At 60.3% G+C, this 14,883-nt stretch carries 12 protein-coding genes; 1 reads left to right on the top strand and 11 read right to left on the bottom strand.

The window, feature by feature from the left end; all coding sequences use genetic code 11:
* Positions 1-134 precede the first annotated feature (134 nt).
* Positions 135-1,079: a p-hydroxyphenylacetate 3-hydroxylase reductase component gene (locus AC3IYG_RS09640; protein WP_489313542.1), complete on the top strand. Its 945-nt coding sequence runs from the start codon at positions 135-137 to the stop codon at positions 1,077-1,079.
* Between the two features lie 446 nt (positions 1,080-1,525).
* On the opposite strand, the gene AC3IYG_RS09635 is transcribed toward AC3IYG_RS09640, so the two are convergent.
* The 11 genes from AC3IYG_RS09635 to AC3IYG_RS09585 all read right to left on the bottom strand — a co-directional run bounded on the left by AC3IYG_RS09635 (position 1,526) and on the right by AC3IYG_RS09585 (position 14,860).
* Complete coding sequence (locus tag AC3IYG_RS09635; protein WP_489313541.1) at positions 1,526-2,248, bottom strand: hypothetical protein; 723 nt, start codon at positions 2,246-2,248, stop codon at positions 1,526-1,528.
* Positions 2,249-2,666: 418 nt separating this feature from the next.
* Positions 2,667-3,512, bottom strand: a complete 846-nt coding sequence (locus AC3IYG_RS09630) for an alpha/beta fold hydrolase (protein ID WP_489313540.1) — start codon at positions 3,510-3,512, stop codon at positions 2,667-2,669.
* Positions 3,513-3,552: 40 nt separating this feature from the next.
* Positions 3,553-4,578: a 4-hydroxy-2-oxovalerate aldolase gene (dmpG, locus tag AC3IYG_RS09625; RefSeq protein ID WP_489313539.1), complete on the bottom strand. Its 1,026-nt coding sequence runs from the start codon at positions 4,576-4,578 to the stop codon at positions 3,553-3,555.
* A 10-nt stretch (positions 4,579-4,588) separates the two neighbouring features.
* Entirely contained in the window at positions 4,589-5,527 is a 939-nt protein-coding gene (locus AC3IYG_RS09620; protein ID WP_489313538.1) for an acetaldehyde dehydrogenase (acetylating), read from the bottom strand.
* Positions 5,528-5,548: 21 nt separating this feature from the next.
* Complete coding sequence (gene dmpE / locus AC3IYG_RS09615) at positions 5,549-6,337, bottom strand: 2-oxopent-4-enoate hydratase (RefSeq protein WP_489313537.1); 789 nt, start codon at positions 6,335-6,337, stop codon at positions 5,549-5,551.
* Positions 6,334-6,816 (bottom strand): GlcG/HbpS family heme-binding protein, encoded by a 483-nt coding sequence (locus AC3IYG_RS09610; protein ID WP_489313536.1) that lies wholly within the window; start codon positions 6,814-6,816, stop codon positions 6,334-6,336. The genes dmpE and AC3IYG_RS09610 overlap by 4 nt, the downstream gene beginning before the upstream one ends.
* Positions 6,813-9,290 carry an efflux RND transporter permease subunit gene (locus tag AC3IYG_RS09605; RefSeq protein WP_489313535.1) on the bottom strand — a complete coding sequence of 826 codons (2,478 nt, stop codon included), beginning with the start codon at positions 9,288-9,290 and terminating at the stop codon, positions 6,813-6,815. Before AC3IYG_RS09605 ends, AC3IYG_RS09610 begins: the two co-directional genes overlap by 4 nt.
* Positions 9,291-9,319: 29 nt before the next feature.
* On the bottom strand, positions 9,320-10,327 hold the full coding sequence (locus AC3IYG_RS09600) for a WD40/YVTN/BNR-like repeat-containing protein (protein WP_489313534.1): 1,008 nt from the start codon (positions 10,325-10,327) through the stop codon (positions 9,320-9,322).
* 122 nt (positions 10,328-10,449) lie between these two features.
* Positions 10,450-11,823 (bottom strand): DUF1329 domain-containing protein, encoded by a 1,374-nt coding sequence (locus AC3IYG_RS09595; protein WP_489313533.1) that lies wholly within the window; start codon positions 11,821-11,823, stop codon positions 10,450-10,452.
* 10 nt (positions 11,824-11,833) lie between these two features.
* Complete coding sequence (locus AC3IYG_RS09590; protein ID WP_489313532.1) at positions 11,834-13,531, bottom strand: DUF1302 domain-containing protein; 1,698 nt, start codon at positions 13,529-13,531, stop codon at positions 11,834-11,836.
* Between the two features lie 111 nt (positions 13,532-13,642).
* On the bottom strand, positions 13,643-14,860 hold the full coding sequence (locus AC3IYG_RS09585; protein WP_489313531.1) for an acyl-CoA dehydrogenase family protein: 1,218 nt from the start codon (positions 14,858-14,860) through the stop codon (positions 13,643-13,645).
* Positions 14,861-14,883 lie beyond the last annotated feature (23 nt).

The following is a 14,883-nucleotide window of genomic DNA, read 5'->3' as shown; positions in this document are numbered from 1 at the left end:
GCACCAGACAAAATAATTGAAAGGCGCTTTCGGTTTAACGCCGATGAAGCCCCGACCCAAGTTGATAGGATGACTCGACCTACACACAACATGGATCCGGCCCGCTTTGCGCTCATGGATCTGCGGAGAACCCTATGACTAGCGCAGACACTGCTCTGGACCCTCGCCAATTCCGCCGCGCCCTGGGCAACTTCGCTTCAGGCGTGACCATCGTCACCGCCTGCGGGCCAGATGGTCGCAAGGTGGGCGTCACCGCCAACAGCTTCAACTCGGTGTCACTGGAGCCGCCGCTGATTCTCTGGAGCCTGGACAAACGCTCCAGCGCCTGGGAAGTATTCCAGGCGGCCAACCACTTCACAGTCAACATCCTGGCTTCGGACCAGATTGCTCTGTCCAATCATTTCGCCCGCCCCCAAGAAGACAAATTCGACGGCATCGAGCACGACAGTGGTCTCGGCGGCGCACCGCAGTTCAACGATTGCTCGGGCAACTTCCAGTGCGCCAACTACCAGCATGTGGATGCTGGCGACCACTGGATCATGATCGGCAAGGTGGAGAAGTTTGAAGATTACGGCCGCTCGCCGCTGGTCTACCACCAAGGCGGCTATGCCATGGTGCTGCCGCATCCACGCGGGCGAAAACCGGAAAGCACAGACACTTCCGAGTCCAGCAACATGCTCAATACCAAGCTGGGCGACAACTTGTTCTACCTGATGATCCAGGCGGTCAACGCCAGTCACCCGCGCTTTGTCCAGCAGCATCTATCACTGGGCCTGCGTAACAGTGAATCACGTCTGCTGATGGTCCTCGACAGCGCCCCGAACGCTTGCCTGGGTGAGTTGCAGCAAGCTGTGTCAATGCCGGCACGCGAGGTGGAGGAAGCGATGGCCACCCTGCAGGGCAAGGGCTACCTGCAGATCAGTGACGATCAGCGCAAAGTGACCCCTGCCGGGCATACCAAGCTGGAAGATCTGTGGAATACCGTGCGCAAAGCCCAAGAAGATATCTTCAGTGCTCTGACCGAGGGCGAGATGGAAGTGTTCAAGAAAGCTCTGCGCTTGGCCATGACGTCTCGCTGAAGCCAAGGCGCCCATACAGCCCCGCAAAACGTCTGAGATCGAATCGTTCTTGTAGGGAGTTACAATGGTTGAGCCGGAAATTGGCTAAGCATGCTTACTCCGACGAACAACCGGCCATGGATGGCTGGGCATTCATGGGCACTTGATGCTGTGTAGCCCCCTTCGCCATATACCGACTCGCGAAGTCATCCATTGTGGCTGCTGGCCAGATTGGATGATTACTAGCGGCAGACTGCGCACTTCGACAATCAGAAGGTCACTCAAACAAGCCGGGTAGAATGCTCTGCTCGACGGGTTATAACTGTCTAGAAGACCACCGACAGACCGCCGCCCCCAATACACATGAGCATCGCACGATCAAAAGCTACGACAGAGCGAGCATCAGTTTAGCCCGTTCGATGCGCGGTTGGCCGAGGGTGCGATAAGGAGCTGCGGGTATAGCGGTCTTACTCAGCGCCGAGTTGTGCCAGTCTATTGGTGATTTGTCCCAAGTAGTAGGCGGCGCTGCCTGGGACCCAGGCCTGATCATGCTGTAACAAGCGGGGACGAATGAAATCGTACTTGTGCTTTAGCTTCTCTAGTTCGGCAGAATGCTCGGGCCACTGTTCATTGAGATCGGCAAACTCCTGAAGAATCTGCCTGTCCAGTTGTGGAAATGTGTCGTCGTCCACCTTTAACACATACACGGCGAGCAAGCCGAAAGTTCGCGTCTGGTAGAGCAGTAGCAGGCGTTCGATATCAAGGTTCAGGCGATGCAGGATTAGCACTCGCTGCTCGCTTGGAGGCGCTGCGGCGTAAAGGCTGGCAGCCTCCAGATCGAGTCGGGCATGGGCCTCTAGCAGTGGAGTAATCCAGTTGGGATAGAATTCGGCTTTGTTGGGCGGCAGACGCTCCAGTCCTGCGACTTGCGCGCGCATTTCGGCAGCAGCCTGGGTCAATGCGGAGTCTTTCTCCTTCACCAACAGTTGCTGCAACTTTTGCAGGCTCTGGCGGTAGCGCTCGGCATGGAGCGGGTCGCTACCGTCCAGATTGGGGTTGTAATAGACCAGCAGGTTGCTACATACGCTAAAGGCTTGGGTGCGGATGACTTGTAGGTGATCGGCGGACAGGCCAGCGGAGACCAGACTCGGCAACATGAGTAGCAGGGTGAATAGCAGGCGAAGATGCATAGCTACATTCCTTTGTTGTTCTGAATTTATTGAAAAAGTGCACCGCTTGAAGCGAAAGACAAAGAGACAGCAATCGGTAGAGTCCAAGCTCTCACACTGAAAGATTCGACCGTAGATGATTACGTCCACTCACGAGCGGAGTGGCGCAGCCAAATAAGTGGAGAAACTCAGCTCCACCTGCCCAGTCTGCAGCCCCAGGCTGCTGTGTATGCTGGGAAAGGCCGGCAGGTACATGTCAGTGGACATCGGTGCGATGGCCGTCAGTGCCCCCAGTAGCAACAGCAACAGAAGCGGTACACCTGGACTCGATGGGCTGGATTCCGATGAACTGGACATGACGTGGGTGATTCCCGATCGATACAAATAAAAAAGGGGGAGGCAATCCACCTCCCCCTATGCGTGACGCCTGCTACTTTCCTCAGTGCTTGAGGAAGTCGATGACCAGGCGATTGAAATCATCGGCGTGTTCCCACTGCGCCCAATGGCCGCATTTGCTGAACACATGCAGGGTGGAGTTGGGGATCATGTTGAGCAGCTTCAGGCTCCAGTCGATCGGTACGAAACGGTCGTCACGGCCCCAGGTGATCAAGGTCTTGGCCTTCATATTGGGCAGGTCGTTAGTGAAATCGCCCAGGTTGAAGTTGCTCAGCTCAACCGACTTGAGGAAGTTGGCCAAGTGCTCCGGGTTGGCCAGGATCGCCCTGTGACGCAGCTCGATCAGCTCGTCGGTCAGCGCACTGGAGTCGTAGACGAAGACATTGAGCATGTTCTTTAGGTTTTCGAAGGTCGGCTCGCGGTAGACCTGGAACAGCAGCTTGATGCCTTCCATCGGCAGCGGGGTGAAGATGCTGGTCTTACCAACGCCACCGGCGCCCATCAGAATCATCTTGTCCAGTCGCTCCGGGTAGTCGCGGGCGAAGGCCAGCGAGCTGCCGCCGCCCATGGAGTTACCAACCAGGTGCGCCTTGTCGATCTTCAGCGCGTCCATCATCTGACGAGTAGCGCGGGCGTTGACCACGAAACGCTGCTCGGCGGTAACCAGCGGATCGGAACTACCGAAACCGGGGCAGTCGAGCAGGATCACCCGGTAGCCGGCATCGACGAAAGCATCGACGTTGCGATGGAAGTTGGCCCAGCCGGTGGCGCCCGCGCCGGAGCCGTGCAGCATGATCACCACCTCGCCTTCACCGGCGTCGTTGTAGTGCAGCTTCCACTCTTCGGTTTGAACGAAGTGGCTGGTGTTTTCCTGGGTAAAACGGCTCATGTTGTTGTCCTGTGTTGTGTGCAAGGCAAATGGGTTGGCTTCAAGCGCGCTGCTTGAGTAGGTCGAGGGCAACGTCAACAATCATGTCTTCCTGGCCGCCGACCATGCGGCGTTTGCCCAGTTCGACGAGGATGTCCACGGCCTTCAGGTCGTACTTGGCCGCCGCCACTTCGGAGTGACGCAGGAAGCTGGAATAGACCCCGGCATAACCGAGGGCCAGGGTTTCGCGGTCGACCCGCACGGGACGGTCCTGCAGCGGCCGGACGATGTCGTCGGCGGCATCCATCAGGGTGTAGAGATCGGTGCCGTGTTCCCAGCCGAGGCGTTCGGCGGCGGCGATAAACACTTCCAGCGGCGCGTTGCCGGCACCGGCACCCATGCCGGCGAGGCTGGCGTCGATGCGGTCGCAGCCCTCCTCTACCGCGACGATGGAGTTGGCCACGCCCAGGCTCAGGTTGTGGTGAGCGTGCATACCGGTCTGGGTCTCAGGCTTGAGCACATCCTTCAGCGCGCGGAAGCGCTCGCGGATGTCCTGCATGCTCATGGCACCGCCGGAGTCCACCACATACAGACAGGTGGCACCGTAGTCTTCCATCAGCTTGGCCTGCTGCGCGAGACCCTGCGGGGTCTGCATGTGGCTCATCATCAGGAAGCCGACGGTGTCCATGCCCAGCTTGCGGGCATGCTCGATGTGCTGTTTGGAGACATCCGCCTCGGTGCAGTGGGTGGCCACACGGACGATGCGTGCACCGGCCTTGTAGGCATTGTCCAAGTCATGGATGGTGCCGATGCCAGGCAGCAGCAAGGTGGCGATCTGCGCGTGGCTAACCACTTCGGCCACCGCCTCGATCCATTCCAGGTCGGTGTGGGCACCGAAGCCATAGTTGAAGCTGGAGCCCTGTAGGCCATCGCCGTGGGCGACCTCGATGGAGTCCACCTTGGCCTTGTCCAGGGCGCGGGCAATGTCCTGCACATTCTTGATCGAATACTGATGACGGATGGCATGGCTGCCGTCACGCAGGGTGACGTCGGAAATATAGAGTTTCTTGCCGGGATTGAAAGTCATGGTCGTATCCTCAGGCCTGGATCAGCGACTGCGCCATGCGTTCGGCAGTGGCCAAAGCAGCGGAGGTCATGATGTCGAGATTGCCGGCGTAGGCCGGCAGGTAATGGGCTGCACCTTCGACTTCGAGAAAGATCGAGGTTTTCAGGCCACTCAGGTGGCCGAGGCCGGGAATGTTCAGCGGTGCGGACTCAGGAATGACGTCGAACTGCACCTTCTGCTTGAGGCGGTAGCCTGGCACGTAGGCCTGCACGGCTGTGGCCATCTCTTCGATGGAGGCCTCGACCTTGGCCTGGTCGACCAGATCCGACAACACATACACAGTGTCGCGCATGATCAGCGGCGGCTCGGCCGGGTTCATGATGATGATCGCCTTGCCCTTCTGCGCCCCGCCAATCACCTCGATGGCCTTGGACGTGGTTTCGGTGAACTCGTCGATGTTGGCGCGGGTGCCGGGACCGGCGGACTTGCTGCTGATCGAGGCGATGATCTCGGCGTAATGCACCTTGGCCACTCGCGATACCGCGGCCACCATCGGAATGGTCGCCTGGCCACCACAGGTGACCATGTTGACGTTGGTTTCGTGGAGGTTCTGCTCCAGATTGACCACCGGCACGCAGTACGGGCCGATCGCCGCCGGGGTCAGGTCGATGATCCGCAGGTTCGGCTTGAGGCCGCGCAGGAAGACTTCGTTCTTTATATGTGCCGAAGCGGAAGTGGCATCGAAGATCACGTCGATGTCAGCGAACTCCGGCATCTGCACCAGGCCATTCACGCCTTCGTGGGTGATTGCCACGCCCATGCGCGCGGCACGGGCCAGGCCATCGGATGCCGGGTCGATACCGACCATGGCAGCCATTTCGATGTGCTGGCCGTGGCGCAGGATCTTGATCATAAGGTCGGTGCCGATGTTGCCGGAGCCGATGATCGCGGCCTTGAGTTTTTTCGTCATTGCGATTTCCTCGGAATTATTTCAGTCGAAGCGGACCGAGCAGCTGCCGATGCCCGCCAGACTCATGCGCAATTGATCACCGGCCACCACCGGCACCATGGCCGACAGCGCACCGGACAGAATCACTTCGCCGGCCTTGAGGCTCATGCCCAGGCGGCCCAGTGTGTTGGCCAGCCAGGCCACGGCGATCACCGGGGAACCCATGGTGGCGGCGCCGGCGCCGGTACCGACGATGCGGCCGTTCTTCTCCAGCACCATGCCGGTGGTATAGAGGTCCAGGCTGCGCGGATCGACCAGACGGTCGCCGAGCACGAACACACCGCAGGACGCGTTGTCCGCCACGGTATCCTGGATCTTGATCTGCCAGTCCCGGATGCGTGAATCGACGATCTCGAAGCAGGCCATCACCCCTTCGGTGGCACGCAGCACATCCGCCACAGTGATGCCGGGGCCGGCCAGGTCATGCTTGAGCACGAAGGCAATCTCGCCCTCGGCCTTGGGCTGGATCAGCGAACTCATGGGCACCGAAGCACCCTGATTGACCACCATACGGTCGGTGAGCTGGCCGAAGTCCGGCTGGTTGACCTTGAGCATGTCCATCACTGCCTGGCTGGTCACGCCAATCTTCTTGCCGATGATCCGCTCGCCCTGCTGCAGGTGACGGCTGAGCAGGCGCTGCTGGATGGCGTAGGCATCCTCGATGGTCAGTTGCGGGAAGCGCTCGGTCAGTGGAGCCACCATGCGCGCCGCTATAAGTGCGTCGAACAGCTCGTCACCCAGTTGATCGAGATTGAGGGTCGATTGACTCATTGTTGTTCTCCTGAAAAATCCGCTTGCAGCTCTGTCAGGCTGCAAATGGCTGCGCAGCCAGCCTGCGCACAGTCCATGTCTTCTTCCTCACTGGCACCGGATACACCGATGGCGCCGACCAGCCGGCCGTCGATCAGCAGAGGGAAGGCGCCGCCCATGGCGACGATGTCCGGGCGCAGCAGCAGGTTCATGCGCACGCGTTCACTGGCGTTGTCGATCATGTCGCCAAGGGTGCTGCTGGGCAGCGCGAAGGACACCGACGTACGAGCCTTGTCGATGGCCAGGTCGATGCTATGCCAGGGCGTGCCAGAAACCCTTGCAAAGGCCAGCAGGTGGCCGCCGGCATCCAGCACGGCGATACTGATCTGCAGTTCCTCACGGCATGCGTGGGCAACCGCCGCCTCCACGGCCGCCCAGGCAGCGGGCAGCGGAAGATCGCCGCCGCGGATATGCGGAAGACTGATACCACTACGGCTCATGCGTGCACCTCCTGCTTGATGACTACCCCAGACGCACGGGCAACTGGCTGCACCTCGTGCTCGCAGAGTTCCTCGTGCTCAGCCCTGAAGAAATACCGCGGCTGCAAAAGGAAGCAGGCCAGTGCAGGCACCAGCACCAGTGCCACCAGCATGTTGCAGAGGAACATGAAGGTCAGCAGGAGGCCCATATCGGCCTGGAATTTGATCGGCGAGACGATCCAGGTCACCACGCCCAGCGATAGGGTGATACCGGTGAACACCACCACTCGCCCGGTGAAGGACAGTGCGTGGGAATAGGCTTCCGACAGACTGGAGCCACGCTTCAGCCAAAACAGCATCACGCTGATGATGTAGAGCGCGTAGTCCACCCCGATACCGACGCCAAGTGCCACCACTGGCAGGGTCGCGACCTTCAGACCCATGCCCAGCTTGACCATCAGCGCCTCGGCCAGAAAGGTGGTGAGCATCAGCGGCAGGATCGCGCAGACAGTCGCCCGCCAGGAACGGAAGGCCAGTAGGCAGAGCAGGCTTACGGCCAGATAGACGCCAATCACCATTTGCGTGTTGGCAGTCTTGACCACGATATTGGTCGCGCTCTCGATGCCGGCGTTACCGGCGGCCATCAGGAAGCGAGCCTGGTCGCTACTGAACTCTTCACTGAAGGCCTCAGTGACCTCGACCACGCCGTTGAGGGTCTGCGCCTTGTGATCCTTGAGGTAGACGTAAACCGAGAGCAGTTCGCAGGTCTCGTTGAAGAGCTCGCGAGGCGAACGGTTGGCGGCGGCGTTGATCATTGGCTGGTTGGGCGGAAGCTCGTTCCACTTCAGCAGCCCTTCGTTCATGCCGACGTTTACCCGGCGCGCAACCCCGGCAATGGAGTTGGTGCCATCGACACCGGGCAACTGGCGCAGGCGCCATTCCAGCTCTTCGACCAGCCGCAGGGTTGCGTAGTTGACACACTGCCCCGCCGGGGTTTCCACCATGACCACGAAAACGTCGCTGCTGGCCTGGTAGTTGCCGATGATAAAGGCATTGTCCTGGTTGTAGCGCGAGTCGGCACGCAGCTCCGGCGCGCCTGGATCGAGGTCGCCGACCTGCAGGTGACGCGCCTCGAGCACGGCCCAGACACCGACCACGAGCGCGACCACGAGGGCGAGGGAGGCATATCGAACCTGGGTGAAGCGATCGAGCACGCGGATCACCTTGCCCGGACGATAGCCAGCCTGGTGCCGAGCCTGTTCAGCAGCCAAACGGCGGCTGGCCGCGCGGCGGGAAACACCGGTATAGGACAGCGTGATCGGCAGCAGCGCCAGGTTGGTCAATACCAGCAGGGCGACACCGATACTGGCAATGATCGCCAGCTCCTTGATCACCGGAATGTCGACGATGGTCAGCACCGCAAAACCCACCGCATCGGCCAGCAAGGCAGTGATACCGGCTGCGAATAGCCGGCGGAAGGTGTAGCGCGCAGCGATCAGCTTGTGGGTACCACGGCCGATGTCCTGCATGATGCCGTTCATCTTCTGCGCACCATGGCTAACGCCAATGGCGTAGACCAGGAAGGGCACCAGAATCGAGTAGGGATTGAGTTCGTAACCGAGTATCGGCAGCATGCCCAGCAACCAGATTACGCCGACCAAAGTGCAGCCCTGCACGACCAGGGTGCTGCGCCAGCATCGGGTGAAATACAGCAGGATCAGCGTGGTGATGCACACCGCTGCGGCAAAGAAGGCCAGCACCGCGTAGAGGCCGGAGATCAGATCACCCATCACCTTGGCAAAGCCAATGATGTGGATGTCGACGCCTTCCTGCTGATAGCGCGTACGAATGCTCTCGAGGATGTCGGAGAGCTGCTTGTAGTCGAGGGTCTTGCCGGTGGCCGGATCAGTGTCGAGCAACGGCACGTGAATGATGCTGGAGCGGAAATCCAGGGCGACCAGCTGGCCAATCTCGCCAGACAACTCGATATTGCCGCGCAGCACTTCCATATCCTGCGCGCTACCGCGGAAACCGTCCGGAATCACCGGGCCACCATCGAAGCCCGACTCGGTCACGCCCTGCCAGCGGGTCGCCGGCGTCCACAATGACTTCATGAAGGCGCGATCAACGCCCGGGGCCAGGTAGACCTCGTCGTTGATCTTGCGCAGGGTTTCCATGTAACCGGCGTCGAATATCGTCCCCTTACCCTTGACCGCCACGGCGATGCGCAGGGTGTTGGCCACACCCTTGAGTTCGTCCTCATGGGCAAAATAGTTGAGGATGAACGGATGACTGGTCGGAATGGTCTTGAGAAAGCTGGCATTCAGGCGCAGCTGGCCGGCTGAAGCACTGAACAGCACGGTCAGCAGCAGGCACAGCGTAATAAACACAGCACGGTAGTTGAACAGGATGCGTTCAAGCACATTGCCCGACTGCCGATCAAAGTCGGCCAGTGAGGCGATTGTCTTGAAGCCGTCGGATATTTTGCTACCCATAGTGATGGCCCTTGAAGGCTGAAAACAGGTTATTCGAGGTCAGTGGCCTGGAAGCGGGTAATCCCGCGCAGGCCGACCGCCAGTACGCTGCCGTCTCGCAGAGGCGCCAGTGCGGTGAAGGAAAACTGCTTCTCGGGCTTCACCAGCCGGAAAGTGCGTCCTGCGTCCCGGCTGTACCAACCGGCGCCGGACGCATCGGCGAGCAGAATCGCGCCGCTGCCCAACAGGGTTCCGGCTGTCAGGCTCTGCGTGGTCTGCAGGGCAATCTGTTGCCACTCGGCATTACCGCCCTGCCAGCGGAACACATGCCCGCGCAATCCATAGGCAATCAGGGCACCATCGGCGCTGGTAAGCAGGCCGAAGAAGCTGCCGTCATAAGGTTCGGCGAGCACTTGCACAGCGGCCAGATCAATGCCAGCCCGATACAGGCCGCCCTGCTCGCCCGCCAGGTAGAGCCCTTCGGGCGCTGCGGTAATAGCGTTTATATGGCGCTGATCGGTACCGCGCAGTGCAGCCAGTGACGGCTGCCAGTGCTGGCCACCGTCTTCGGTGCGCAAGGCCAGACCGTAGGCACCGACCGCGACGGCCTGCTGCGTGCCGGCACAGTGGACAGCCAGGAACGGCTTGTCGGCCCCGTCGGCGACAAACATCTCGGCGCTCTCGAGCAGATCGCTCTGCTGGCGACGTGTCTCGTCGACGAGTGCCGAGGCCATCTGATTGCCCTGCAACTGCAGCGACCAGGTCTGGCCGGCATCGCCGGTTGCCAGAATTACGCCGCGATGGCCCACAGCCCAACCGCGGCGATCATCGGCAAAACATACCCCGGTGAGGGTCACGCTGACGGGCACCTGAGCCTGCTGCCAGCTGTTGCCTTCGTCATCGGAGTAAAGAATGTGTCCGCGCATACCCACAGTGACCAAACGCTGGCCAGCACGGGTGATATCGCTGAGCATCGAGTGCTCGGCAAGGCGGGAAGTAACGGCCGGCTGCGACAGGCTGTCGGGGAGAACCCCGGGCTGCTCAGATACGGCTTGCACGCTAGTGACTGCTGACAAGGCCAGCAGCACGGATATTGTTATGTTTTTCACCAGTACCACTCCGTTTGCGCATTTATGTTGTCCGCCACCCGAAACCGAGTGGCGGACAACAGAACATCAACTCAACGGCCGCTCATCCTGAGCAGGGACTGCGGCGAGAAGTAGGTGTCCGGACGGCGCTCGGCCATCGCGTACTGCTTGTCGCCGGCATCACCCAGGGCACAGTTGTAGATCCAGGCCTTGGTACGATGGTCGTGGAAGAAGCCGGTGCAGTAGTTCACCGTGGCCGGGATGTCCGGTGCCGCAAACGGCGTGGTCAGCGCGGTGCGCCACAGGGTGCCCTCGGCGTCCCAGCCATCGAGGATGGCGGTGCCCCAGTTGTCTTCGTCGTAGTAGTACTTGCGCTTGGGCACGGCATGGCGACTGCCAGCCTTGAGGGTGGACTCCACCTCCCACACGCGGTGGAGCTCCCAGCGCATGAACTCCGGCTTGACGTGACGCGTGCCCATAACCGCCTCGTCCTTGTTGGCCAGCAGGGCGTTGTTGTTGTAGGGAATGATCATTTCCTTCTTGCCGAGCAGCTTCCAGTCGTAACGCTCTGGGGAGCCGCCACCGCCGAAGGTTTCGTCGACGAAGTTGATGCCCGAAGCCACCGCGTTCGGTGCATCGAAGTTGATGCTCGGTGCCTGACGCACGCGCCGCTGGCCTGCCAGGTACTGCCACAGGGTGCGCCCCTTCACGTGGTCCAGCACGTTATGCACCATCAGCGCCTCACCGGCACGGAAGGCTGGCTCGTACGCCAGCTGGATGGCCAGCATGTAGCGGGCATCCGGCATGCTCGCGAACGACTCGCCCTTGTAGTAGTACGGGTACTGACCGTAGTCGACCGCGGCGGTGGCGAGGATGCGCTTACCTTCGGTGGTGGTGGTCCAGACCTTGTACTTGGTGTCGGTGGACTCGCCGCGCCACAGGGTCATGTGGTTCCAATGCACTTCAAGACCGCTCTTGGGAACTGGGAATGGTGCCCCGCCAAAGGCGCCCTTGACGGTCAGACCGCCGTTTTCCAGGGTCGCGCGGGTGGCGTTCTCGAAGGTGTGGTCATTTACAGCCTGCGGTGCCGCAGCGGTACGCCGAGTCGGGTAGACATCAATGCGGAAGGTATCCGGATTGTCCTTGAACAGCTGCAGCACGCCATCAGCCAGCTTGCCCTTGTACTGGTCAAGGTTGGCCGCGGTGATGGTGTACAGCGGCTTGTCGGCGGCAAATGGGTCGACGTTGCGCTGGCCCTGCTTGTAGCCGGCGGCAACCGTGGTGAAGCCGCCATCCCAGGCCGGGATGCTACCGTCGGCATTGCCGGCACGTTCGGCACCCATGGGCGTCAGCTCGCTCTTCAGTTTGGCAGCTTCGGCAGGGGAAACCGCAGCCTGGGCGGAGGCGATGCTCAGCGCCAGAAGTGAGGCACAGAGAGCGAGATGTCGAATCTTATTGTTATGCATGAGCTGCTCCTCAGAACGTGTAGGACGCGTTGAGCGAAAGGAAGTCGCGGTCGGAGTTGGTCTGTTCGTAAGTTTTGATCCCGCCAATGTTGATCGGGGCCGAAGGACCATAGAAGCCGTTGTAGCTCAGGCCCACGGTGACTTGTTTCATGAAGTCGAAGGACAGACCAATGTTGTAGTTGCCGCCCTTGTCCTGGCTGAAACCGCCTACCGCCGAGGAACGCCCATCGATGCCGTAGCCGAAGCCCATGGGTACGTTGAGATCCACGCCATCGAACACTTGGAAGTAGGTCGGGGTGAACGCCACGCGCATGGCGGTTGCATCACGAGTGCTGTTCGGATCGAGGTTCTGCGGGTTCTTGTCCACCGACAGGGTGCGGTTCCAGGCCAACTCGCCGAGTAGCACAGCGCTGTCCCACAAGGCATTGCCCGGCATGACACGAATCATGTTGATCTGCGCATGAGCGGTCTTGCCGATGGCATACAGCGCTTCGTCGTTGTTGTCGGCCACAGGCACCGGGGCAACCGCACTGAGGTCGGCGACTGTCAGGCTGACCAGAGGCGCATTGCGGCGCATTGACGCCTCGAAGGCCACGTTGGTATCGCCGACGCCCTTGTTGACACTGAAGCCGTAGGCCTCGATGTCTTCCGGGAACACCAGCATGTATTCGCCGATCTTGTCAGTCGGCATGCCAGGACCAACACCCGCACCGGGGCGTACTTGCACCTGGAAGTTCTTGTCGTGGTAGCGGATGGCGTACAAGCCGAATTCGGTACCGATGTCTTCGGCGCGGTAGCGAATCTGCATGCCAAACTGGCCAGAGTCACGCGCCTCGATATCGTCGGTGCGGTAGAAGGAAGCCGCAGGGCCCACATTCGGGATGTCAGCAACCACAATTCGCTCGCCACCACCGTCAAGCAGATCGGCCGGACTGAAATAACTGCCAGCGGCCGGGATACGGGTGCGCTCCCACTCGAACTGATAGTAGCCACCGATCGACAGCGCCGGGGTCAGTTGCAACTCAGTGGAGAACTGCTCCACCGGCAGGGCCAGCTCCTTGAACTGCGAGTTGGGTACGGAAAGGGCCTGGATGGCGTTGATCGGCTGCATGCCGCCGGCAATGCCGTTGTTGCCGAAGAACAGACTTTCGCCATACAGCAACGAGTGTTGGCCCAGACGCGCCAGGCCCCAGCGGTCGCCGCCCAGGCTGAAATCGCTGTAGACAAAGGCGTCACGGAGTTCCACGTCGCGGCCATGCAGGTCGCGGGTCTTGTTGGTGAACTCGTCATGCTCGACCGACACCGAGTTCGCCGTGAGTGGCGAGTCGTTATCGTTCTTCTTGTTGTAGATATCGTCATACCAGGCGGCCGCACTGACGCGCGCACCAGTACCCTTGTAGGCAACGTCGAACTCGGAGAACAGATCGACACGGTTGTTGATCATCGAACCCTTGTCGAAGTTGCGGTCCCCGTCATCCAGGTTACGGTCTGCAATCTGCTTATCATGCTGATCCTTTACCCGCCAGGCACCGGTGTACTTGATGTTGGTATCGAGACGAATTTTCAGATCGTCGCTACCAGTATCGAACTGAAAGGCCTGCACGGGCAGTACCGAGCAAGCCAACAGGGCAGCGCTGAGAGTGGAAAGGCGAAAGGTCTTTTCAAACGCACGAACCGGGCGCAATGCCTGCTGGTTAAGTGTGGCCATCTAGCACCTCAAAGGGACGGTATTCCGTCTTTTGTTTTTATTTAAAACGCTGCCGGAGCCTGGCACCGGCAGCGGGTGTTACAGCGAGAACCGGGGTTCTGTTAGCGCAAGTCAGTCGTTGATGTTCACCGCATTGAGGCCATAGACCATCGGCGGCAGGCTCTGACCCAGGAGGTAGGCGCCGAGCATGCCGGCGGTGTCGTCGGCGTTCTGGGTGATGTGATTGGAGGCGGCAATCACGTCGCGCATGATTCGCTGCAGCGGATTATTCAGGTAGATGCCGCGCGCCGAGGTGGCCTTGAACAGCAGCATCACGGCCTCTTCGCAATCGCGGCCGACACGGGCGATATCGAGCATGTGGTGGACGCGGTCGTAGGTCGGTACCAGCTCGTGGCGTGCCACGACTTCGCTGGTTTCGGCCATCATCTGCAGCAGACGAGCGCGGGCAGAACGCACACGAACCACGGCATTGCCCAGCCGATCCTTGACATAGGGACTGAGCGCCGCACCACCGCCATCAGTGGTGTTGGTGCGCACACTCATCTGGCGGATGTACTCGTCGATACCCCCTTGGGCCATGCCGACGATCAGCGCGGACACCGCACCAAAGAAGATCTGATTGAACGGGAACAGGTAGTGGGTGCCGCGATCGCTGTTTTCGTAGCGGATCAGGCTATGTACCCGGTGGTAGGGAACAAAGGTTTCCTTGACCACCAGGCTCTTGCTGCCGGTACCGGCCAGACCGAAGGTGTGCCAGTCGTCTTCGATTTCCCAGGCCGAGCTGGGCACCAGCATCGACAAGCGGTCGATGACATTGCCGTTGGCATCGCGGCGCAGACCGCCGAGGAACCCCCACTTGCCATGATCGCAGCCACTGGACGTTTTCCAGGTGCCGCTAATCTGGTAGCCGCCTTCAACCTCGACAACTTTGCCGAAGGGCGGATAGGACGAGGCGATGATGACCGAATCATCGTCACCCCAGACATCCTCGCAGGCCTGATCGTTGAGCGTGCCGAATTCCCACTGGTGGACGCCCAGGATCATCATGTTCCAGGCGCTGCTGCAGCAACCGCGGCCGAGCTCCATCAGCACCTTGTAGAACATCGCTGGGTTCATTTCCCAGCCACCGTAAGCTGCCGGTTGCAGAATCTTGAAGAAGCCGGCATCGACGAATGCCTGAATGGTTTCCCTGGAGACCATACGGTTCGTTTCCACCGACTCCGCCTTGTCCATCAGCATCGGAATCAGATCGCGCGCCCGCTGAATCAGCTCGGCTTCGCTGGGAACAGGGCTAGCAATCGGGGCGCTTTTCTTAAGTACATTCGTCATTTTCATCTCTCTCTTTTATTGTT

It is taken from the genome of Pseudomonas sp. KH_027, assembly GCF_057838565.1.
Note: the sequence above shows the minus strand (reverse complement) of the source record. Positions and strands in the feature narration are given on the sequence as shown.